The organism is Streptomyces calvus (assembly GCF_006782915.1).
GTDB classification, from domain to species: domain Bacteria; phylum Actinomycetota; class Actinomycetes; order Streptomycetales; family Streptomycetaceae; genus Streptomyces; species Streptomyces calvus.
On record NZ_VCNP01000056.1, the window covers coordinates 1 to 21,067 of the forward strand.

The 21,067-nt window shown below is 74.5% G+C and carries 20 protein-coding genes and 1 pseudogene; 14 read left to right on the plus strand and 7 right to left on the minus strand.

The window, feature by feature from the left end; all coding sequences use genetic code 11:
• Positions 1–403: 403 nt before the first annotated feature.
• Together FGW31_RS28335 and FGW31_RS28340 are read left to right on the plus strand one after the other, a co-directional pair.
• Positions 404–979, plus strand: a complete 576-nt coding sequence (locus tag FGW31_RS28335) for a helix-turn-helix domain-containing protein (protein ID WP_142196403.1) — start codon at positions 404–406, stop codon at positions 977–979.
• Positions 976–1,704, plus strand: coding sequence for a helical backbone metal receptor (locus FGW31_RS28340; protein WP_142196404.1), 729 nt, complete (start codon positions 976–978; stop codon positions 1,702–1,704). Before FGW31_RS28335 ends, FGW31_RS28340 begins: the two co-directional genes overlap by 4 nt.
• Here FGW31_RS28340 and FGW31_RS28345 read toward each other — a convergent pair.
• A complete protein-coding gene (locus FGW31_RS28345; RefSeq protein WP_142197262.1) occupies positions 1,616–2,767 on the minus strand; it encodes a TDT family transporter in 1,152 nt (383 codons plus the stop codon). The genes FGW31_RS28340 and FGW31_RS28345 overlap by 89 nt on opposite strands.
• A 70-nt stretch (positions 2,768–2,837) precedes the next feature.
• Between FGW31_RS28345 and FGW31_RS28350 the strand changes: the two genes are divergently transcribed.
• Positions 2,838–3,773 carry a LysR family transcriptional regulator gene (locus tag FGW31_RS28350; protein WP_142196405.1) on the plus strand — a complete coding sequence of 312 codons (936 nt, stop codon included), beginning with the start codon at positions 2,838–2,840 and terminating at the stop codon, positions 3,771–3,773.
• Between the two features lie 32 nt (positions 3,774–3,805).
• On the opposite strand, the gene FGW31_RS28355 is transcribed toward FGW31_RS28350, so the two are convergent.
• The 3 genes from FGW31_RS28355 to FGW31_RS28365 all read right to left on the minus strand — a co-directional run bounded on the left by FGW31_RS28355 (position 3,806) and on the right by FGW31_RS28365 (position 6,873).
• Positions 3,806–4,513, minus strand: a complete 708-nt coding sequence (locus FGW31_RS28355; protein WP_142196406.1) for a gamma-glutamyl-gamma-aminobutyrate hydrolase family protein — start codon at positions 4,511–4,513, stop codon at positions 3,806–3,808.
• A 19-nt stretch (positions 4,514–4,532) separates the two neighbouring features.
• The gene (gene eat / locus FGW31_RS28360) at positions 4,533–5,981 is read right to left on the minus strand and encodes an ethanolamine permease (protein WP_373303445.1); all 1,449 of its coding nucleotides are present in this window, start codon (positions 5,979–5,981) and stop codon (positions 4,533–4,535) included.
• A 157-nt stretch (positions 5,982–6,138) separates the two neighbouring features.
• Positions 6,139–6,873 carry a FadR/GntR family transcriptional regulator gene (locus tag FGW31_RS28365; protein ID WP_142196407.1) on the minus strand — a complete coding sequence of 245 codons (735 nt, stop codon included), beginning with the start codon at positions 6,871–6,873 and terminating at the stop codon, positions 6,139–6,141.
• Positions 6,874–6,958: 85 nt separating this feature from the next.
• Between FGW31_RS28365 and FGW31_RS28370 the strand changes: the two genes are divergently transcribed.
• The 6 genes and pseudogenes from FGW31_RS28370 to FGW31_RS28395 all read left to right on the plus strand — a co-directional run bounded on the left by FGW31_RS28370 (position 6,959) and on the right by FGW31_RS28395 (position 12,746).
• Entirely contained in the window at positions 6,959–8,329 is a 1,371-nt protein-coding gene (locus tag FGW31_RS28370) for a glutamine synthetase family protein (RefSeq protein WP_142196408.1), read from the plus strand.
• Between the two features lie 8 nt (positions 8,330–8,337).
• On the plus strand, positions 8,338–9,711 hold the full coding sequence (locus FGW31_RS28375; protein ID WP_142196409.1) for an aldehyde dehydrogenase family protein: 1,374 nt from the start codon (positions 8,338–8,340) through the stop codon (positions 9,709–9,711).
• Between the two features lie 6 nt (positions 9,712–9,717).
• A complete protein-coding gene (locus FGW31_RS28380) occupies positions 9,718–10,500 on the plus strand; it encodes a 3-oxoacyl-ACP reductase (RefSeq protein WP_142196410.1) in 783 nt (260 codons plus the stop codon).
• Between the two features lie 27 nt (positions 10,501–10,527).
• The gene (locus tag FGW31_RS28385) at positions 10,528–11,445 is read left to right on the plus strand and encodes a DUF2510 domain-containing protein (protein WP_142197264.1); all 918 of its coding nucleotides are present in this window, start codon (positions 10,528–10,530) and stop codon (positions 11,443–11,445) included.
• A 111-nt stretch (positions 11,446–11,556) separates the two neighbouring features.
• Positions 11,557–11,835 (plus strand): annotated as a pseudogene (locus FGW31_RS28390) (leucine zipper domain-containing protein); the annotation flags it as partial.
• A gap of 8 nt (positions 11,836–11,843) precedes the next feature.
• Positions 11,844–12,746 carry an IS481 family transposase gene (locus FGW31_RS28395; RefSeq protein ID WP_142196411.1) on the plus strand — a complete coding sequence of 301 codons (903 nt, stop codon included), beginning with the start codon at positions 11,844–11,846 and terminating at the stop codon, positions 12,744–12,746.
• Here the strand turns inward: FGW31_RS28395 and FGW31_RS28400 are convergent.
• Complete coding sequence (locus FGW31_RS28400; protein ID WP_142196412.1) at positions 12,743–13,945, minus strand: amino acid deaminase/aldolase; 1,203 nt, start codon at positions 13,943–13,945, stop codon at positions 12,743–12,745. The two genes, FGW31_RS28395 and FGW31_RS28400, sit on opposite strands and share 4 nt — an antisense overlap.
• 734 nt (positions 13,946–14,679) lie before the next feature.
• Here FGW31_RS28400 and FGW31_RS36135 point away from each other — a divergent pair.
• Positions 14,680–16,329 (plus strand): hypothetical protein, encoded by a 1,650-nt coding sequence (locus FGW31_RS36135; RefSeq protein ID WP_308432317.1) that lies wholly within the window; start codon positions 14,680–14,682, stop codon positions 16,327–16,329.
• Positions 16,326–17,504, plus strand: coding sequence for a type VII secretion-associated serine protease mycosin (gene mycP / locus FGW31_RS28410; RefSeq protein WP_142196413.1), 1,179 nt, complete (start codon positions 16,326–16,328; stop codon positions 17,502–17,504). The genes FGW31_RS36135 and mycP overlap by 4 nt, the downstream gene beginning before the upstream one ends.
• Here the strand turns inward: mycP and FGW31_RS28415 are convergent.
• Entirely contained in the window at positions 17,501–18,280 is a 780-nt protein-coding gene (locus FGW31_RS28415; protein WP_233452585.1) for a serine hydrolase, read from the minus strand. The genes mycP and FGW31_RS28415 overlap by 4 nt on opposite strands.
• Before the next feature lie 67 nt (positions 18,281–18,347).
• On the opposite strand from FGW31_RS28415, the gene FGW31_RS28420 reads away from it, so the two are divergent.
• Positions 18,348–19,082 (plus strand): SseB family protein, encoded by a 735-nt coding sequence (locus FGW31_RS28420; protein ID WP_142196415.1) that lies wholly within the window; start codon positions 18,348–18,350, stop codon positions 19,080–19,082.
• Positions 19,083–19,271: 189 nt separating this feature from the next.
• Here the strand turns inward: FGW31_RS28420 and FGW31_RS28425 are convergent, their stop codons facing one another.
• A complete protein-coding gene (locus tag FGW31_RS28425; RefSeq protein ID WP_142196416.1) occupies positions 19,272–19,649 on the minus strand; it encodes a DUF1844 domain-containing protein in 378 nt (125 codons plus the stop codon).
• 393 nt (positions 19,650–20,042) lie between these two features.
• Here FGW31_RS28425 and infC point away from each other — a divergent pair, with 393 nt between their 5' ends.
• Both infC and rpmI read left to right on the plus strand, forming a co-directional pair.
• Positions 20,043–20,687: a translation initiation factor IF-3 gene (infC, locus tag FGW31_RS28430; protein ID WP_142197266.1), complete on the plus strand. Its 645-nt coding sequence runs from the start codon at positions 20,043–20,045 to the stop codon at positions 20,685–20,687.
• 108 nt (positions 20,688–20,795) lie between these two features.
• A complete protein-coding gene (rpmI, locus tag FGW31_RS28435) occupies positions 20,796–20,990 on the plus strand; it encodes a 50S ribosomal protein L35 (protein ID WP_004933563.1) in 195 nt (64 codons plus the stop codon).
• The last annotated feature ends 77 nt before the right edge of the window (positions 20,991–21,067 follow it).

Genomic DNA, 21,067 nt, shown 5'->3' on the forward strand with positions numbered 1-21,067 from the left:
GCACGCGACGCTTCGGGCCCGCCCCTCGGTGCATGCGCGCGCCCCGGGCCCGCCGCTCGGTGCCTGCGCGCGACGCTACGGACGCGTCCCGGACCGCGCCGGGAACACGGTAAGAATCCGGACAACCACGGAGCGCCATGCCCTGCCCGAACCTCCCCGTGACCTTCCGGCCCGCCCGGGGAACAATGGCGGGGAACACCCCGTATCGCACCCACGGGGAAGCCGAGGGGCGCACCGGGCGGCTGGCGCGAACTGTGAGGTCGGTGCCGCCCGCAGATGACGGCGACGTGACAGCCGCCTGAAACGGTTTGCCGAACATGCGTAGGGTGCAGTGAACAGAAGGGGTGCGCCGGCCACCGGCGTACAGGGCGGCGGGCGGACGGCGAAGGAGGGAGCCGGAGCGATGGGCGACCACAAAGAACAGCCCCTGCGGGTGGGCGCGGCCGTGCGGCGCCGCCGCCGCGCGCTGGAACTCACCCTCGCCGTCGTGGCCGAGCGCAGCGGCCTGTCGGTCCCGTTCCTGAGCCAGATCGAGAACGAGCGGGCGCGCCCCAGCCAGAGCTCCCTGGAGAAGGTCGCCGACGCGCTGCGCACCACCGCGGTGGAACTGCTGGCCGCCGCCGACCCGGCGTGCAGCGTGGACGTCGTGCGCGCGGAGCCGGCCGGCGGCGAACCGGAGCCGGACCCGCGGACCCGCTCCCTGGTGCGCGGCCACCACCAGATGCACGCCTCGGAGTTCACCGGCGACCACGACGCCGGCCGCGAACTGCAGTTCCGCAACGACCGGTTGATGTACGTCGCGGACGGCGCCGTGGAGATCGAGGCGGAGGGACGCGCCTACCGCCTGGGCCGCGGCGACACGCTCTACCTCACCGGAGGCGTCCGGCACCGCTGGCGGGCCACGGTCCCGGAGACACGGCTGCTCGTCGTCGCCGTCGCCGAACACATCGAGGCGGTCCGCGACAAGCCGGGCCGATGAGCCCGCCCCGGGTCGTCTGCCTCGTCCCGTCACTGACGGAGGCGGTGGCGCTCTCCGCGCCCGGCGCCCTGGTCGGCGCCACCGACTCGTGCACGCATCCGGCCGGTCTGGACGTCGTACGCGTCGGGGGGACCAAGAACCCGAAGATCGACACGATCACCGCGCTCGCGCCCGACGTGGTGATCGCCAACGAGGAGGAGAACCGGGAACCCGATCTGGCCGCCCTGCGCGCGGCCGGCCTGCGGGTGCTGGTGACGGAGGTGCGGACGCTGCCGCAGGCCTTCGCCGAGCTGGACCGGGTGCTCACCGCCTGCGGGACCGCCGCGCGGCCGCGGTGGCTGGAGGAGGCCGAGGCCGCCTGGGAGGCGCTGCCCGCGCCGCGGGAGCGGCGGACGGCCGTCGTGCCCGTCTGGCGGCGGCCCTGGATGGTGCTCGGCCGGGACACCTTCGCGGGCGACCTGCTGTCCCGCCTCGGCGTGCACCACCTGTACGCCGGCCACCCCGAACGCTATCCGCGCCTGCCGCTGGAGCACCTGCGCGCGGCGCGGCCCGACCTCGTCGTGCTCCCCGACGAGCCGTACCGCTTCACCGCGGACGACGGCCCCGAGGCCTTCGCCGGTCTGCCCTGCGCGCTGGTCAGCGGCCGGCACCTGACCTGGTACGGGCCGTCGCTTGCCGAGGCACCGACGGTGCTGGGGCGGGCGCTGCGGGCAGCGCGCCGCTGACCAGTCCGCGCGCGGTGTGCAGCGCGGCGGTGGCCCAGGCGGCGACCAGGCCCGCGTACAGGAGCACCGTCAGGCCGTCGTAGACGAGCAGTCCCGTGTGCCGGGACAGGGCGGCGGCACCGGTGACACAGGTGCCCACCGGGAAGGTGAACGACCACCAGGTCATCGAGAACCGCATACCGCGGCGGCGGGCCCGTACGACATGCGCCGCGGCGAAGCAGAGCCACAGCAGCGCGAAACCCGTCACGGGCACCCCGTACAGCACGGCGAGCAGACCGAAACCCTGGTCGTACGGCGACGGCACGACGCCGGCAGCGGCGTCCGCGAACGCGCCGACGGCGGTGGTGGACTGGCCCAGCGGGCCGAGCACCAGGAACAGCGTCGGGGTGAGCGGCAGGGGCAGCGGGCCCCCGGTGACCAGGCGGGCGAAGACCAGCGGCAGCATCAGCAGCGTCGCGAGCAGACTGAGCCCGAACAGGGCGAAGCAGGCCAGCAGCAGCGTCTGCCGGGGCTGTCCGGGCGGCAGGTGCGGCACCAGGTGCGGCCCGACGGCGGCGGACACCATGGGCGCGACCAGCGGCAGCAGCCACACGGGCGTCGCCTGCTCCGGGCCGGGCCGGTGGCGTACGGCCATGAGGTACGGGACGGCCACGGCGGCCGCCAGCCCGACGGCCGTACCGGCGCAGAACAGCACGGCGTCCAGGACCAGCGCCGGACCGGCCCCGATCCAGTCCCGCCCGACGGACAGGGCGCCGCCGCCGACGGCCAGCAGCGCCATGGACAGACAGCCGTAGAACGGCACCACGGCCGGGTCGAGCAGATGGGCCCGGGCCTGGTCGCCGTGACGGGTCCAGTGCAGCGTGCGGGCGGCGAGCAGGGCCACGAGCAGGACCAGCGACAGCGCCCAGACGGCGGCGAGGGCGGTGCGCAGCCCCGGGATCCGCACGGGGAGCGCGGCGCCCGCGGTGGCCACCACGGCCGTGCCCATCACGCAGGCGTACCAGTTGGGTCCGAGATGGCGCAGAGCAGCGGCGTGCGCGGGGCGTGCGGAGACGGTGACCATGGACCCACCGTCGTACCGGGCCAGGGCCGCCACCAGGGAGTTCACCCCTATGGCCGCATAAGCTGGGTTTATGAGCAGGACGGAAGAGCACGCCGACGACCGGCCCGCGGGCCTCGGCTCCCTGGCCCACCGGGTGCCGGACCTCGGCGCGCTGGAGCTGCTGCTGGCGGTGGCACGGCTGGGCAGTCTGGGCGGGGCGGCGCGGGAACTCGGCATCACCCAGCCCGCCGCGAGCAGCCGGATCCGGTCCATGGAACGGCAACTCGGAGTGGCCCTGGTCGACCGCTCGCCGCGGGGTTCGCGGCTGACGGCCGCGGGGGCGCTGGTCACCGACTGGGCGCGACGGATCGTGGAGGCGGCGGAGGCCTTCGACGCGGGTGCGCAGGCGCTGCGGGACCGCAGGGACTCACGGCTGCGGGTGGCGGCGAGCATGACGATCGCCGAGTACCTGCTGCCCGGCTGGCTGATCGCGCTGCGCGCCCAGCGGCCGGACACGGCGGTGTCGCTGCTGGCCGGGAACTCGGCCGCGGTGGCGGAGCGGCTGGTGTCCGGCGAGGCCGACCTGGGCTTCGTGGAGGGGGTGACGGTGCCGGCGGGCCTGGACTCGGCGGTGATCGCCCACGACCGGCTGATCGTCGTGACGGCGCCGACGCACGCCTGGGCCCGCCGTCGGCGCCCGCTCGCCGCCGGGGAACTGGTGACGACGCCGCTGATCCTGCGGGAGAAGGGCTCCGGCACCCGGCAGGTCCTGGACGCCGCCCTGGGCGGACCGGCCCTGCCGCTGATCGAGCTGTCCTCCACGACCGCGGTGAAGGCGGCGGCGATCAGCGGCGCCGGTCCGGCGGTCCTCAGCGAACTGGCCGTCGGCGAGGAACTGGCGATGCGCCGCCTGGTCCGCATCCCCGTCGACGGCATCGCCCTCGCCCGCGACCTGCGCGCGGTCTGGCCCACGGGCCACCGGCCCACCGGCCCGGCCCGGGACCTGCTGTCGCTCACCCGCGGCTGAGCGGGCCGTTCACCCGCGGCCGAGCGGGCCGTTCAGGACGGAGCGCGGTCGGCGGCGGCCGCGGTGAGCGCCCGCATCACGCGGACGTCCTCACCCATCTCCGGGTGCCACTGCACGCCCAGGACCCACGGGGCCGAGGGGCCCGCGGGCAGTTCGACCGCCTCCACCGTGCCGTCCTCCGCGTACGCGGACGGGACCAGGCCCGCGCCGAGGCGGTCCACGCACTGGTGGTGGTAGGTCGGCACGGACGTCTCCTCCGGGACGATGCCCGCGTAGCGCGTGCCCGGCACCGGCTTGACCGGGTGCCGGCCGAAGACGCCCGGCACCTGCGCGTGCCCGTCGAGGTGCTGGACGAGGGTGCCGCCGAGGGCGACGTTCAGCAGCTGCATGCCCCGGCAGATCCCGAGCAGCGGCAGCCGGCGCTCCAGGGCCGCCTCGATCAGCGCGAGCTCCCAGGCGTCCCGCTCCCGGGCGGGCGGGCCGGTGCGCGGGTCGGGCTCGGCGCCGTAGCGGACCGGCTCCACGTCGGGGCCGCCCGCGATCACCAGACCGTCGAGCCGCGCCACGGCCGCCGCCGCGTGCTCCGGCGCGTCCGGCGGGAGCATCGCCGCCAGTCCGCCCGCCCGCTGCACCAGGCCCGGGTAGCCGGCCGGCAGCAGCGCGGCGTCCAGCTGCCACACGCCCCAGCGCACACCGGACTCCGTGTACGTACTGATCCCGATCAGCGGCCTGGCCGCCATGCCGAGCACCTCCCGCGCCTCAGTCCCGTGACAACTCTGCCTCGGCGGCCGCCAGCGCCGCGAACTCCTCCTCCGGCGCCTTCGCCACCAGGTGCCCGCGGCTGTACAGACCGAAGTACGCCAGGGCCACGACGTACACCGCCAGCGCGATGAACGCCGCCGTCACGTCCACCAGGAACGTCGCCACCAGCGCCGCGCAGGCCAGCACCAGCGCCACCGACGAGGTGAGCACCCCGCCCGGCGTGCGGTACGGCCGCGGCAGGTCCGGCTCCCGGCGGCGCAGCACGATGTGCGACAGCGACATCAGCGCGTAGGAGATGGTCGCGCCGAACACGGCGATGTTCAGCATGCGCGCGCCGTTGCCCGTGCCCGCGGCCAGCGCGAAACCGATCGCGCCGGGCACCAGCAGGCCGAGGTAGGGCGCACGGCGGCGGCTGGTGAGGGAGAGGAACTTCGGCAGGTAACCGGCGCGGGACAGCGCGAACAGCTGCCGCGAACCGGCGTAGATCAGCGAGAAGAACGACGCGACCAGACCGGCGAGGCCCGCGTAGTTCACGATGCGGCTGAGCGTCGTCGCCTCGCCGTCCGGCTGGAGCGCCTCCACCAGCGGATTGCCCGCGTCCTGCACCGCGGCCGAGCCGCGCGCCCCGGCCGCCGCGACGAAGGTCACCACGGCCAGCACCACCAGGATGCCCATGGACCAGCGGATCGCCCGCGGCAGCGTACGCGCCGGGTCCCTGGTCTCCTCGGCGGCCAGCGGCACGCCCTCCACGCCCAGGAAGAACCACATGCCGAACGGGAACGCCGCCCAGATGCCGAGCAGCCCCATCGGCAGCCAGGAACTCGCGCCGAACGCCGAGGAGTCCACCGGGATGTCGTCGAGCGAGGAGGCGTCGAACTCGGGCAGCGCCCCCAGCGCGAAGACGACCAGCGCGGCCACCGCGATGCCCGTGACGACGAAGCTGAACCGCAGCGCCTCGCCGACGCCCCACAGGTGGATGCCGATGAAGAGCACGAAGCAGGCCAGGTACACCGGCCAGCCGGACTCCAGCCCGAACAGGCCCAGGGACTCGACGTAGTCGCCGATGAAGATGGAGATCGCGGCGGGCGCGAGGACGTACTCGATGAGGATCGCCGTGCCGGTGAGGAACCCGCCCCAGGGGCCGAGCGCCCGGCGGGCGAAGCCGTAGCCGCCGCCGGCCGTGGGCAGGATCGAGGACAGCTCGGCCAGGGCGAACACCATGCAGGTGTACATGGCGCCCATCAGCACCATGGCGATCGCCAGGCCGCCGAAGCCGCCCTCGGCCAGGCCGAAGTTCCAGCCCGAGTAGTCACCGGAGACGACGTAGGCGACGCCGAGGCCGGTCAGCAGCAGCCAGCCGGCGCTGCCGCGGCGCAGTTTCCTGCGCTCCAGGTAGTCGTCGTCCGCCGCACCGGCGGGTTCACGGGACGAGGATGGCAGGCTCACGGGGCGACTCCCCAGGGGGCGGCGGCGCTGACATGGGCAATGGAGCGGATCCAGACCTTTGTGGGCCCATACCTTCGTGGCGTGCACCGCGTGAGCGCAAGACCCGTGCGTCAAGCCCCGGTAAACCCTGCCCGCCCCCGGCCCGCCGCACGCGTCCTCAGCCCAGGAACCCCCGCAACAGCGCCGCCGTCCCCGCGCAGTGCTCGCGCATCATCTCCCGCGCCCCGTCCGCGTCGCCCTCCAGCACCGCCTCCACCAGCGCCGTGTGCTGGCGCTGGGAGTGCTCCAGGTTGCGCACCAGCAGCGGGATGCAGTCCAGCAGGTCGTTCACCGTCGCCCGCACCGCCGCGTACTGCGCGGTCAGCGACGGCGAGCCGGACAGCTCGGCCAGCGTGAGGTGGAACAGCGTGTCCAGGCGCCGGTACTCGGCCAGCGGCGCGTCGTGCGTGCCGGCCAGCGCCGCGCGCAGCCGCGCCGCCTGCCCGTCCGTGAGCCCGTGCGCCGCGCACAGCCCCGCCGCGCCCACCTCCAGCACCTCGCGGAAGCGCAGCACGTCCTCGATGTCGGTCTCCGCGATCCGCCGCCGCAGCTCCGCCTCACCCGTGTCGGTCGGCCGGGGCAGCACGAACGTGCCGCCGTACCGGCCGCGCCGCGACTCCACCAGGCCCTGGTCCTGGAGCACCTTCAGCACCTCGCGCAGCGTCACCCGGCTGATGCCCAGTCGCTCCGCGAGCTCCCGTTCGGCCGGCAGCCGCTCCCCGCCCGCCACCAGACCGAGCCGCAGCACCTGGAGGATCTGCTCCAGCGCCTCCTCGAAACCGTTGCCCGCGCGGACCTGCCGCAGCACCGGCGCCAGCCGGTCCCCGACGCCGCCGACCGCTTCCCGTGCCATCCGGTCGTGCCCCCTTCCCAAGCAATGGTTCTCGGCAATACCTTATGGCTCCCGGCTGACCGAAGAAGCCCGAGGAGGGTCTCCCGTGGCAGACCGCACACCCCCGCTCGCCGTCGAGGAGCTGCACGCCCTCGTCGCCGGCGGTGAGATCGACACCGTCGTCCTGGCCTTCCCCGACATGCAGGGGCGGCTCCAGGGCAAGCGGTTCGCCGCCCGCTTCTTCCTCGACGAGGTGCTGGAGCACGGCACCGAGGGCTGCAACTACCTGCTCGCCGTCGACGCCGACATGAACACCGTCGACGGCTACGCCATGTCCTCCTGGGAGCGCGGCTACGGCGACTTCGCCATGCACGCCGACCTCGCCACCCTGCGCCGCGTGCCGTGGAACGAGGGCACCGCCCTGGTCATCGCCGACCTCGCCTGGGACGACGGCTCCCCGGTCGTCGCCGCACCCCGCCAGATCCTGCGCCGCCAGCTCGACCGGCTGGCCGAACTCGGCCTGACCGCCCAGGTCGGCACGGAGCTGGAGTTCATCGTCTTCAAGGACACCTACGAACAGGCCTGGGACGCCGGCTACCGCGGCCTCACCCCGGCCAACCAGTACAACATCGACTACTCCGTGCTCGGCACCGGACGCATCGAACCCCTGCTGCGCCGCATCCGCAACGAGATGGCCGGCGCCGGACTCACCGTCGAGTCCGCCAAGGGCGAGTGCAACCCCGGCCAGCACGAGATCGCCTTCCGCTACGACGAGGCCCTGGTCACCTGCGACCAGCACGCGGTCTACAAGACCGGCGCCAAGGAGATCGCCGCCCAGGAGGGCGTCTCGATCACCTTCATGGCCAAGTACAACGAACGCGAGGGCAACTCCTGCCACATCCACCTCTCCCTCGCGGACGCCGACGGCACCAACGTCATGGCGGGCACCGCGCAGGACCCGGGCGGCATGTCCGAGCTGATGCGGCACTTCCTCGCCGGACAGCTCGCCGCGCTCCGCGAGTTCTCCCTGCTCTACGCCCCGCACATCAACTCCTACAAACGCTTCCAGCCGGGCTCCTTCGCCCCGACCGCCGTCGCCTGGGGCCGCGACAACCGCACCTGCGCCCTGCGCGTGGTCGGCCACGGCCGCTCGCTGCGCTTCGAGAACCGGCTCCCGGGCGGCGACGTCAACCCGCACCTCGCCGTGGCCGGCATGGTCGCCGCCGGCCTGTACGGCGTCGAGCACAAGCTGGAACTGCCCGAACCCTGCCCCGGCAACGCCTACACCGCCGGCTTCGCACACGTCCCCACCACCCTGCGCGAGGCCGCCGAGCTGTGGGAGAACAGCGCGATCGCCGAGGCGGCCTTCGGCGACGAGGTCGTCGCGCACTACCGCAACATGGCGCGCGTCGAGACCGACGCCTTCGACGCCGCGGTCACCGACTGGGAGCTGCGCCGCTCCTTCGAACGCATGTGAGGCCCTCCGTGTCCGAGCAGTCCACCGAACTCCAGGTACAGAACCCCGCGACCGAGGAGGTGATCGCCACCGTCCCGGCCGCCACCCCCGCCGACGTCGCCGCCGCCGTCGTACGCGCCACCCGCGCGCAGACCGCCTGGGCCGCCCTCGCGCCCGGCGAACGGGCCCGGCTGCTGCGCCGGTTCGCCGCCACCGTCGACGAGCACGTCGAGGAACTGGCCCGGCTGGAGGTCCGCGAGGCCGGCCACACCCTCGGCAACGCCCGCTGGGAGGCGGGCAACGTCCGCGACCTGCTCGACTACGCGGCCGGGGGAGTGGAACGCCTCACCGGCCGGCAGATCCCGGTCCCCGGCGGAGTGAACGTCACCTTCCTCGAACCGCTCGGCGTCGTCGGCGTGATCGCCCCCTGGAACTTCCCGATGCCCATCGCCGCCTGGGGCACCGCACCGGCGCTCGCCGCGGGCAACGCCGTGATCCTAAAACCGGCCGAGACGACCCCGCTCACCGCCCTGCGCCTGGCCGAACTCGCCCTGCACGCAGGGCTCCCGGAGGGCCTGTTCCAGGTGCTGCCCGGACACGGCCCCGTCGCCGGCAACGCCCTCGTGGAACACCCCGGCGTCGCCAAGATCGTCTTCACCGGGTCGACGGCCGTGGGCAAACAGGTGTGGGCCAAGGGCGCGGCGCACCTCAAGCGCGTCACCCTGGAACTCGGCGGCAAGAGCCCCAACATCGTCTTCGCCGACGCCGACCTGGAGACCGCCGCGGCCGCCGCACCCATGTCCTTCCTCGACAACGCCGGACAGGACTGCTGCGCCCGCACCCGCATCCTCGTCCAGCGCTCCGTGCACGACCGCTTCCTGGAACTGCTCGCCCCCGCGATCGAGTCCGTCCGGGTCGGCGACCCGGCCGACGAGAACGTCCAGATGGGCCCGCTGATCTCCCGCACCCAGCTCGACCGCGTCCGCTCCTACGTCACCGACGACCTCGACGGCATCCGCGGCAAGGCACCCGAGGGCCCCGGCCACTGGTACCCGCCCACCGTCCTCACCGGCGTCGACCCCCGCGCCCGCGTGGCCGTCGAGGAGGTCTTCGGCCCCGTCGCCGTCGTCCTGCCCTTCGACGACGAGGCCGACGCCGTACGCCTGGCCAACGCCACCGACTACGGCCTGTCCGGCTCGATCTGGACCCGGGACGCCGGCCGCGCCCTGCGCGTCTCCCAGTCGGTCCGCGCGGGCAACCTGTCCGTCAACTCCCACTCCAGCGTCCGCTACTGGACCCCCTTCGGCGGGTTCAAGCAGTCCGGCGTCGGGCGCGAGCTCGGCCCGGACGCGCTGGCCGCCTTCACCGAAACCAAGAACGTCTTCATCAGCACGGAGGCCTGACCGCACATGAGCGAGGACACCATCTGCCGCCGACTGGCCGGCCGCACCGCCGTCGTCACCGGAGCCGGCAGCGGCATCGGCCTGGCCACCGCCCGCCGGCTCGCCTCCGAGGGCGCGCACGTGGTCTGCGGCGACGTGGACGAGGCACGCGGCAAGGCCGCCGCCGAGGAGACCGGCGGCCTCTTCGTGAACGTCGACGTCACCGACCCGGAGCAGGTCGAGGCGCTGTTCCGGACCGCGTACGACACCTACGGCAGCGTCGACATCGCCTTCAACAACGCCGGCATCTCCCCGCCCGACGACGACTCCATCCTGGAGACCGGACTGGACGCCTGGAAGCGCGTCCAGGAGGTCAACCTCACCTCCGTCTACCTGTGCTGCAAGGCCGCCATCCCCTACATGCGGCGCCAGGGCAAGGGCTCGATCATCAACACGGCGTCCTTCGTGGCCCGGATGGGCGCGGCCACCAGCCAGATCTCGTACACCGCCTCCAAGGGCGGCGTTCTCGCCATGTCCCGGGAACTCGGCGTGCAGTTCGCCCGCGAGGGCATCCGCGTCAACGCGCTGTGCCCCGGCCCGGTCAACACCCCGCTCCTGCAGGAACTCTTCGCCAAGGACCCCGAGCGCGCCGCCCGCCGCCTGGTGCACATCCCGCTCGGCCGGTTCGCCGAGGCGGAGGAGATCGCCGCCGCCGTCGCCTTCCTGGCCAGCGACGACTCCTCCTTCGTCAACGCCACCGACTTCCTGGTGGACGGCGGAATCTCGGGGGCGTACGTCACGCCGCTGTAGCGCCCGTCCTACAGTGCCGCAATGAGCATGACGCCCCCGCCCGGCTGGTACCCCGACCCGCACGGACCCCACCTGGAACGCTGGTGGGACGGCACGGCCTGGACCGAGCACCGGCGCGCCCCCGAGGCCGCCGGCCCTCCGGTGCCCCCGTCGCCGGACGGCACCGCGGGCACCGGCCGGGCGCGGGCGATCGCGCTCACCACCGCGGGCGCGGTGCTCGTCGCCGCGATCGTCACCGGCGCGGTGTTCCTCGGCGACGACGACGGCCCCGGCACGAGGAGCGCACCGGCCACCACCACGGCCCCCACCGCCACGCCCTCCACCGCGGGCACCCCGTCACCGTCCGAGTCCGAGTCCGCCTCAGCGGACCCGCACGTCGTCGAGGACCAGCTCAACGGCATCACCTTCCCGCTCCTCGACGGCTGGACCCGCCCCGAGCACGTCGCCGAGGACGACGTCGTCATGACCACCGAGGGCACCTACGACTGCCCCGGCGAGGGCACCGTCTGCCGCCACGGCCTCGTCATCTCCCGCACGGTGACCGCCAGCGACGAGACCTCGCCACGGCTGCTCGCCGAGCGGGACATCCGGGACGCCGCCGACGAGGCCTTCGACCAGGACGCCGTCGGCAACCGCCCCTACGGCGGCATCGAGTCCCACGAGGCCGTCGGATCCGGCACGGTCGCGGTGGCGGGCCGCGCCGGGTACTACGTGCGCTGGCGCGTGACCACCGCCAAGGGGCCCGGCGGCTACGTGCAGTCCCTGGTCTTCCCGTCCAGCGTCGGCACCGAGTCCCCGGTCGTCGTCCGCTACGTCTTCGACGCCGGCGAGGACGGCCCGCCCCTGGCCGACATGGACCGCATCACCGAGGGCATCCGCTCGGCCACCGACGCCGACTCCGGCGGCGGCGTCGGCAGCAGCATCGGCCCGACCGACAGGCCCTAGATGTGCTGTCCCGGGACGTTGGTGACACGCGTGCTGGGTGCTTGAACAGGTGAGGGCCTTCTGGGTTCGGTGTGGATCGCGACATCTACCGCCGAAGCTCAGGAGGCCCTCGTGTCCCACCGTAATGCCCCGCTGACTCCGACCGGGAGGCTGCGTCTGGCCCGGTGTGTCGTGGACGAAGGCTGGCCGCTGCGGCGGGCCGCGGAACGCTTCCAGGTCAGCCCCACCACCGCCGCACGCTGGGCGGGCCGCTCCCGGCAGCTGGGCGCGGCCGGGATGCTCGACCGCTCCAGCCGCCCGCACCACAGCCCGCGCCAGACGCCCGCCCCGGTCGAACAGCAGGTGGGGCGGCTGCGACGCGAACACCGGATCGGTCCGCTGCGTCTGGCCGGTGTGTCGTGGAGGAAGGCTGGCCGCTGCGGCGGGCCGCGGAACGCTTCCAGGTCAGCCCCACCACCGCCGCACGCTGGGCGGGCCGCTACCGGCAGCTGGGCGCGGCCGGGATGCTCGACCGCTCCAGCCGCCCGCACCACAGCCCGCGCCAGACGCCCGCCCCGGTCGAACAGCAGGTGGTGCGGCTGCGACGCGAACACCGGATCGGTCCGCTGCGTCTGGCCGCCCGTGCCGGCATCGCCGCTTCCACCGCCCACCGCGTCCTCGTCCGGCACGGCCTGCCCGCGCTCGCCGCCTGCGACCGGGCCACCGGCGAACCCGTCCGCCGCTACGAGCGTGCCCGGCCCGGCGAACTGGTCCACATCGACGTCAAGAAGCTCGGCCGCATCCCCGACGGCGGCGGCCACAAGGTCCTCGGCCGGGCAGCCGGCCGGGCCAACCAGGACCGCCGCAACGGCACCGGATACGCCTACCTGCACACCGCCCTGGACGACCACACCCGCCTCGCCTACACCGAGGACCTTCCCGATGAGAAGGCCGCCACCTGCGCAGCCTTCCTGCGACGGGCAACTGCCTGGTTCGCCCAGCAAGGCGTCACCGTCGAGCGCGTGCTGACCGACAACGCCTGGGCCTACACCAAGAACACCTGGCGCCAGACCTGCCACGAGCTGGGCATCAGCCCCCGCTGGACGAGGCCCTGGCGGCCGCAGACCAACGGCAAAGTCGAACGCTTCCACCGCACCCTGCTCGAGGAGTGGGCCTACCAGCGGCCCTACACCTCAGACCGCGAACGCCAGGCCACGTTTCCCGACTGGCTGGACTGGTACAACTACCACCGCCCCCACACCGGCATCCACGGCCAGACACCCGCCAGCCGCGTCACCAACCTGTCCGGACAGCACACCTAGAGGAACGTGCGGCCCTCGCCGCGGTACGTCGGCACCGTCGCCGTCACCGCGTCGCCCTCGACCAGGTGCAGCGCGTCGAACCGCTCGCACAGCTCGCCCGCCTTGGCGTGCCGGAACCACACCTTGTCGCCGATCAGCAGATCGTCGGCGGGCGACCCCAGCAGCGGCGTCTGCACCTCACCGGCCCCCTCCTGCGGGTCGTACCGCAGCCCCTCGGGCAGGTACGGCACCGGCAGCCGGTCCGCGCCGGGCGCGCCGGACGCCGGATACCCGCCGCCCAGCACCGTCACCGCACCCACGCCCGGGCGCCGCACCACGGGCAGCGCGAACAGCGCCGACGGGCGCCCGCTGAACGACGTGTAGTTGTCGAACAGCCGCGGCACGTACAGCCCCGAACCGGCCGCTATCTCCGTCACCGCGTCCTCCGCGGCGGTGTGCTGCACACTGCCCGTGCCGCCGCCGTTGACGAACTCCAGATCCGGTACGACCTCCCGCACCGCCCGCACCACGGCGGCCCGCCGCTGGGCGAGTTCCCGGCGGGCGGCGGCCTGCATCAGCCGCACCGCACGCGACCGCAGCGGCCGCCCGGCCACCGCGTCGCCGACCCCGGCCACATGACCCTCGTACGCCATGATCCCCACGACCCGGAAGCCCGGGCGCCGGGACACCGCGCGCGCCAGGGCGGCGACCTGGCCGGGGGAGTGGAGCGGGGAACGCCGGGCGCCGACCCGCACCCGCCCGCCGAGCAGCTTCAGCGACGTGTCCAACTCCAGGCACACCCGCACCACTTCGCCGCCGCCCGCACGCGAGGCGTCGATCAGGTCCAGCTGCGCCGGGTCGTCGACCATGACGGTGACGGCGGCGGCGAGCCCCGGATCGGCGGCCAGTTCCGCGTACCCGGCGCGGTCGGCCGACGGGTAGGCCAGCAGGACGTCGTCGAAACCGGAGCGGGCCAGCCACAGGGACTCGGCGAGGGTGAACGACATGATGCCCGCGAAGCCCTCCCGGGCCAGGACCCGTTCGAGCAGCGCGCGACACCGCACGGACTTGCTGGCGACCCGCACCGGCTTGCCGCCCGCCCGGCGGACCAGATCGTCCGCGTTGGCGTCGAAGGCGTCGAGATCCACGAGGGCGAGCGGGGCGTCGAGCTGGGCCGTGGCCCGGTCGTAACGGGCCCGGTCGACGGAGCGCGCAGTCATGAGCGCAGCCTGCCAGACGGGATTACCGCAGGGTAGGGGGACGTTCCGGGCAGATGCCGCGGCGGTGCGGACTGGGTTCCCGTACGGGCGGGGCCACGCCGTAGAGTGACGCGCACGCACGGCGGATCGGCGCCGGCCCGGAGTCCGGGCGGGATGACGTGCCGTCCGTGCGGGTATCTGTGCCCGGGACGAGTCCGGGCCCCTGGCAGGAGATCACCGGCCCGCGGCAGTGGACGGCCCGGGCACGAGGAAACGGGGGGTGCATGAGCACGGAAGCGCGGCGCGCCTCCTTCCCCCCGCGTCCCCCCGTCCCGCCCCGCCCCGCGCACCCGCCCGCCCCCGCCCCGGCGGACCGTGACCCCCAGAACAACCAGGATTCCCCCCACGGCCCCGGCCCCCGAACCCCCGCCGCGACCGACGCAACCGGCATCGCAAGCGCCGCCCCGACCGACGGGCCCGGCATCCCAAGCGCCGCCCCGACCGACGGGCCCGGCCTCCGCAACCCCGGCCCGACCGACGGACCCGGCCTCACGCCTCCCGCCCCGACGGTCCCGCGCGGACGCACCGCGGGCGGTCCCGGCGCCTTCGACGGCCGCGAACCGGCGGCCGGCCCCGGCGCCGGTGGCGGATCGGTTCCCCGGGGCCGTACCGCGGGCGGCACCGGTCTCTTCGACACCCGCACGCCGGTGCCCTCCACCGGCGGTTCGGACCCGTCCGGTCCCCGGGGACGCACCGTGGACGGTACGGGTGCCTTCCAGGCGCGAGAGCCGCGCGACGGGGCGGCCGGTACCGAATCCGGCGGTACGTCCGCCGGCGCGGAGGCCGCCGGTACCGCGGGCGGCCCGAGCGTCTACGACGTCCGTGAGCCGGCGTCCGGTGCCGTACCCGGCGTGGCCGGCCCCCGCGGACGCACCGCGCGTGGCACCGGTGTGTTCGGTGCGGGTGAGGCGGCCGACGGAGGCGGGGCCGAGGGGCGCACCGCCGGCTCCGCGCAGTCCCGGGACTCCCGCGGCCCTTCGGTGCCGCGGCCGCGTCTCACGGGCCCCGGCGGCGAGGTGTCCCCGCCCCCGCCGCCGCGCGCCTCCGCACGTTTCCCCGACGCGCCGCCGACCGCCGGCCGAAGCCCGCACACCCCGGCCGACACCCCCTCCGTACCCCCGCAGCCCACCCACGGCACCGGCGCACCCGGCTCCGGCGTCCCACCGCAGTCCGCCCACGGCACCGGCGCACCCGGCTCCGGCGCCCCGCCGCAATCCCCCAACCGCACCGGCGCACCCGGCTCCGGCGCTCCGTCGCAGTCCGCCCACCGCACCGGCGCACCCGGCACCGGCGTCCCGCCGGAGAGTCCCTCGGAGACGACCACCCCGCTGCGGCCCGTCCCCGCCGACCCGGACTCCCGGCCGGGCGGGACGCCGTCGGTGCCGCCCGTCCCGTCCCGCCCGGCTCCCGGCGCTCCGCGCCGCCCCGCACAGGGCTCCGCCCACCCGTCCGCCGCCGCGCCCGACCCCGGGCTCTCCTGGAGCGCGCCCCCGACCCCCGGCCGCACCGCCGCAGACGCGCGGCGGCCCCGCGTGACCTTCGGGGAGCCGGAGGGCTACGACGTCGACGCGCGCCCGCGCCCGCTCGGGCGCCGCAACCGGTCACAGGTCGCGGCGGCCGCCGCCTGCCTCGTCCTCGGCACCGGCCTCATCGGCGGCGCCGTCGCCGGCAGCTGGCTCACCGGTGACGCGGACCGGCCCGGATCGCGCGGCAGCTTCGCCGCCGCCGGGGACATGTGGCACAACGTCCCCGTCGACCAGCTGTTCCCGCCCACCGTGCAGGGCAAGGGCGCGGGCCCCGGCGGCGCCGACCGGTTCTGGACCCGGATCGCCGTCGCCCCCGACAGCGGCTGCCGGGACGCCTTCGACCCGCTGCTGCGCAAGGCCCTCGCACCGGTCGGCTGCGAGCGCCTGCTGCGCGCCACCTACACCGACGCCACCCAGAGCCACGTCACCACCGTGGGCCTGCTCTTCACCACGGCCGACGCCGCCGGCATGACCGCCCTCGCCGACCGTTTCGACCGGGACCGCCTGGACCGCCGTACCGACCTGATGCCGCTGCCGTACGCCGCGGAGGGCACCGCCGCCGCCGGGTTCGGCGCGCGGCAGCGCGCCTCCTGGGCGATCTCCGTCCTCACGGACGCCCCCGTCGTCGTCTACGCCGTCTCCGGCTGGGCCGACGGCCGTGCCGTCGACACCCCGCAACCCGCCGAGGATGCCATGGAGTCCGGAGCCACCACCGCCCCCGCCCAGGCGGGCCTCGGCCACGAGGCACAGGGCCTCGCCGACCGCGTCGAACGCGGTCTGCGCAAGAAGGCCGGCACCGCCACGGAACGGCCCTCATGAGGCCGCTCACCGGCCGCCGCCCCGCCGCGGTCCTCGCCGTCCTCCTCGCCGGCACCCTCGTGCTGCTCCCCACCGCGCCCGCCCACGCCGACGGCATCCGCGCCCGCCAGTGGTCCCTGGAGGCCATGCACACCGCGCAGGCCTGGCAGACCACCAAGGGAGCGGGCGTCACCGTCGCCGTCCTCGACACCGGCGTCGAGGCCGACCACCCCGACCTCGAGGGCAACGTCCTCACCGGCGAGGACCTGGTCGGCTTCGGCGCGAGCGAGGGCGACCGCGCCTGGGCCCGGCACGGCACCGCCATGGCCGGCATCATCGCCGGCCACGGACACGGCCCCGGCAACGCCGACGGCGTCATGGGCATCGCACCCGAGGCGAAGATCCTGCCCGTCCGCGTCATCCTGGAGGACGGCGACCCCTCCCGCGCCAAGGCCCGCAGCACCCGCGGCAACGCCCTGGCCGAGGGCATCCGCTGGGCCGCCGACCACGGCGCCGACGTCATCAACCTGTCCCTCGGCGACGACTCGGCCTCCGCACACCCCGAACCCGGCGAGGACGAGGCCATCCAGTACGCGCTGCGCAAGGGCGTGGTCGTCGTCGCCTCCGCGGGCAACGGCGGCGAGAAGGGCGACCGCATCTCCTACCCGGCCGCCTACCCGGGGGTCATCGCCGTGACCGCCGTCGACCGCTACGGCACCCGCGCCCCGTTCTCCACCCGCCGCTGGTACGCCACGGTCAGCGCGCCCGGCGTCGACGTGATCATCGCCGACCCGGACCACAAGTACTACGAGGGCTGGGGCACCAGCGCCGCCGCCGCGTTCGTCTCCGGCGCCGTCGCCCTGGTCAAGGCCGCCCACCCGGGCCTGACCCCGGCCCAGGTCAAGCGCCTCCTGGAGGACACCGCCCGCAACGCCCCCGCCGACGGCCGCGACGACTCCCGGGGCTTCGGCTTCATCGACCCGGCCGCCGCGATCGAGGCGGCCGGCCGCCTGGAACCGGAGGGCCTGAAGTCGGCGGCCCACGGCGACCGCTACTTCGGCCCCGGCCCGGACGCCACCGAGTCCGACGACACCGCCGACTGGGCGGCCCCGCTGGCGGGCGGCGCCGGCGGCGTGCTGCTGGTGGCCGCGGTGGTCCTGTGGCGGGGCCGCCGCACCCACGGCGAGGACTACTAGGGCCCGCCGTCCCCGTCGGCGCGGCCGACGGCGGGACACTCCTGCCACACCGACCGGGCCGCCGCCGCGGCGCGCTCCACCATGGCCACACCCCGCGCCCGGGACGCGTTGCCGTCGGACAGCACCGCCATGAGGCACACCCGGCCGCCGACGGTGACGCAGCCGACGCTGTGCACCACCCACAGCCCGGTCGCGTCCCGCGGCAGCCAACCGTTCTTCACGGCCCACGCCGTGCCCGGGTCCGCCACGGCCGGCACGCCCCACGCCTGGTCCGGCACGACCCGCCGCATCAGCCCCCGCGCGTACGCCCGCGCGTCCTCGCCCAGCTCCGACCTTTCCGCGTCCTCGCCGAACACCTGCCGCAGCAGCCTCAGCCGGTCCACGGCCGTGGTGCGGGTCAGCCCCCACAGCGTGCCGTCGCCGCCCGTGGTCTCCGTCAGCCCGAGGCGGGCGTTCGCCGCGTTCAGGCCGGCCGCCCGTCCGATCCGGTCCCACAGCGCCGACGCCGCGTCGTTGTCGCTGCGCTCGATCATCGCGGCCGCGTACGACCGCTCCTGCGCGGTCGGCTCCCGTCCGGCGTCCTGCGCCCCGAGCAGCAGCGCCGCCAGGATGTCGACCTTGACGACACTCGCCGTGACGAACGCCCGGCCGCCGTACGAGACGGTCTCCCCGCTCGCCAGGTCCACGGCCGCCACCGACAGCCCCGCACCGCTTGCCGGCCGCACCGCCGCCACGGCCGCCGCCAGTCGCGCCCCACGCCCCGTCCCCGTCACCACAGCCGTCCCCTCCGCCGAAGCCGCCCGCGTCCGAGCCTGCCACGGACGGCCGCTAAGGTCGGTGACCGTGGCGAACAAGAACATTCCCGACCCCGGCTACCGCGACGACGACGGCTCCGCCGACCCCCGGCTGAGCGCCGCGCTCGCCGCCTGGGCCGAGGACGGCTCCGCCGTCGGTCCCGTCCTGGAGGCGCTCAAGGGCGCCCGGCTGCTGGTGCCCGTGGTGGCCCTGCTCGGCGAGGCCGAGGAGGACGAGAGGGGGCTTCGCCGCGAGAAGACCAGCGACATGGCCGTCCCCACCCTCAAGGCGGGACACCGCACGGCGCTGCCGGCCTTCACCTCCACCGACTCCCTCGCCCGCTGGGACCCGGCGGCCCGTCCCGTCGCCGTACCGCTGCACCAGGCGCTGCAGGCCGCCGCGCACGAGAAGGCCGACACGGTCGTCCTGGACCTGGCCGGTCCCGTGCCGTTCGAACTGACCGGGCAGACCCTGCTGGCGCTCGCCGAGGGCCGCACGAGCACCGACCCGCTCGCCGACCCGGCCGTCGTCGAGGCCGTACGGGCCGCGGTGGCCGCCGAGCCCGCCGTCCTGCGCGCCCACCTCGGCCCGGGTCAGGCCGACGGCACCCTCGCCCTCGTCCTCGACCCGTCCGTCCCCGCCGCCGAGAGCGCCCGCGCGGTGGCCCGGCGGCTGGCCGCCGACGAAACGCTGAGGGCCCGCCTGGTGCGCGGCCTCGACCTGGCAGTCCTGCCGGCCGAGGCGACGCCGCCCGGCGAGCCCCTGTACGTCCGTACTCCCTGAGATCCAGGGCCCGTCGTTCGGACCATGTCGGCGTCGCGGGGCGTGGCACGCACATCTGCCGCGTTGTCGTCGGTTGTTGACGCCCCGCGTCGCCGCCCTCCTCCGCCTTGCAGCTGCACGCACCACGCCCCGCTCGGGTGGGTTAGGAGGCACGGTGTCTCCCAGCCGACCTGATCCGAACGACAGACCCTAACCGTAGATCGGGCCCGTGTACTTCTCGCCCGGGCCCTGGCCCGGCTCGTCCGGGACGAGCGAGGCCTCGCGGAACGCCAGCTGCAGCGACTTCAGGCCGTCCCGCAGCGGCGCCGCGTGGAAGGAGCTGATCTCGGTCGCGGACGCGTCCAGCAGACCGGCCAGCGCGTGCACCAGCTTGCGCGCCTCGTCCAGGTCCTTGAAGGTGTCGCCCTCCTCGGTCAGACCGAGCTTCACGGCGGCGGCGCTCATCAGGTTGACGGCGACCGTGACGATCACCTCGACGGCCGGGACCTCGGCGATGTCGCGGGCCATGGCGTCGAAGTCGGGGTTGCCGGGGGTCTCGGGGGTGTCCGAGGGGGAGGTCTCACTCATGCTCCACACGATAGGGGCAGGCGGACGGCGCATGGACGGCAGGAGGCGGGAGACCGTCGGTTAGCGCACCTTCCCGGGAGCTGCTAACCTTGTGTAACGACCGGTCGGACCCGTATGCCTCGTGGTGCACGAGCCCGACCCACAAGTGGAGGCTTCGAACTCCCACCTGGCCGCCCTCAGGGCGGCGGGTCACCGGTCAGGCGGCCCCGTCTCCGACGGCGATCCGCCCGAAATCGTGCCCCGCGGTCACCGCGGCGGCGCTCCGGTAGTTCGAGGAGCCCCGCCTGTGATCGTCCGGGGCATTTTTTCTGCTTCGGCGCGGTTAGGTCTAACGAACACAGACGTTACGCGGCTGTCCGCCAGACCGTCGCGTGGTGCTACCGAGGAGGATCCATCAGCGCCGAGCCCCGCATCAACGACCGGATTCGCGTTCCCGAGGTGCGACTTGTCGGTCCCAGTGGCGAGCAGGTCGGCATCGTGCCGCTCGCGAAGGCACTGGAGCTTGCCCAGGAGTACGACCTCGACCTCGTCGAGGTAGCGGCGAACGCCCGTCCGCCCGTGTGCAAGCTCATGGACTACGGGAAGTTCAAGTACGAGTCGGCCATGAAGGCCCGTGAGGCGCGCAAGAACCAGGCGCACACGGTCATCAAGGAGATGAAGCTCCGGCCGAAGATCGACCCGCACGACTACGACACCAAGAAGGGTCACGTCGTCCGGTTCCTCAAGCAGGGCGACAAGGTCAAGATCACGATCATGTTCCGTGGTCGCGAGCAGTCCCGGCCGGAGCTCGGCTACCGACTGCTGCAGCGGCTCGCGGAGGACGTCCAGGAGCTCGGGTTCGTCGAGTCGAACCCCAAGCAGGACGGCCGCAACATGATCATGGTCCTCGGTCCGCACAAGAAGAAGACCGAGGCGATGGCCGAGGCCCGCCAGGCACAGGAAGCCCGCAAGGCGTCCGCGAAGGCCAACCCCGGCCGCTCGCAGAACCCCGCGGACACCGACGCCGAGGCGCCCGCCGAGGAGCCTGCCGAGGCGTGACTCCCCGGGGCGCGAGCCCCAGGAAGCAACCGAAACAAGTACGACGCTCCACCGTGCCCGGTCCACGACCGGGCATCGGAGCGCCACCGACGAGGAGAGAACGGCGCTATGCCGAAGAACAAGTCGCACAGCGGTGCCAGCAAGCGCTTCAAGGTCACCGGCTCCGGCAAGGTGCTCCGTGAGCGCGCCGGCAAGCGCCACCTGCTCGAGCACAAGTCGTCCCGCGTGACGCGTCGCCTCACCGGCAACGCCGAGATGGCCCCGGGCGACGCCGCGAAGATCAAGAAGCTTCTCGGCAAGTGACGCCCCGGCGCGCGAGCGCCGTACGCACGTCAGACCGGGACCCAATCGAATTCGGGCCGTGTGGGTACAACCACGGC

Coding starts and splice junctions, on each gene's coding strand:
- FGW31_RS28335 (WP_142196403.1), top strand. CDS start 404: ATGGGCGACCACAAAGAACAGCCCCTGCGGGTGGGCGCGGCCGTGCGG.
- FGW31_RS28340 (WP_142196404.1), top strand. CDS start 976: ATGAGCCCGCCCCGGGTCGTCTGCCTCGTCCCGTCACTGACGGAGGCG.
- FGW31_RS28345 (WP_142197262.1), bottom strand. CDS start 2,767: ATGGTCACCGTCTCCGCACGCCCCGCGCACGCCGCTGCTCTGCGCCAT.
- FGW31_RS28350 (WP_142196405.1), top strand. CDS start 2,838: ATGAGCAGGACGGAAGAGCACGCCGACGACCGGCCCGCGGGCCTCGGC.
- FGW31_RS28355 (WP_142196406.1), bottom strand. CDS start 4,513: ATGGCGGCCAGGCCGCTGATCGGGATCAGTACGTACACGGAGTCCGGT.
- FGW31_RS28365 (WP_142196407.1), bottom strand. CDS start 6,873: ATGGCACGGGAAGCGGTCGGCGGCGTCGGGGACCGGCTGGCGCCGGTG.
- FGW31_RS28380 (WP_142196410.1), top strand. CDS start 9,718: ATGAGCGAGGACACCATCTGCCGCCGACTGGCCGGCCGCACCGCCGTC.
- FGW31_RS28385 (WP_142197264.1), top strand. CDS start 10,528: ATGACGCCCCCGCCCGGCTGGTACCCCGACCCGCACGGACCCCACCTG.
- FGW31_RS28400 (WP_142196412.1), bottom strand. CDS start 13,945: ATGACTGCGCGCTCCGTCGACCGGGCCCGTTACGACCGGGCCACGGCC.
- mycP (WP_142196413.1), top strand. CDS start 16,326: ATGAGGCCGCTCACCGGCCGCCGCCCCGCCGCGGTCCTCGCCGTCCTC.
- FGW31_RS28425 (WP_142196416.1), bottom strand. CDS start 19,649: ATGAGTGAGACCTCCCCCTCGGACACCCCCGAGACCCCCGGCAACCCC.
- rpmI (WP_004933563.1), top strand. CDS start 20,796: ATGCCGAAGAACAAGTCGCACAGCGGTGCCAGCAAGCGCTTCAAGGTC.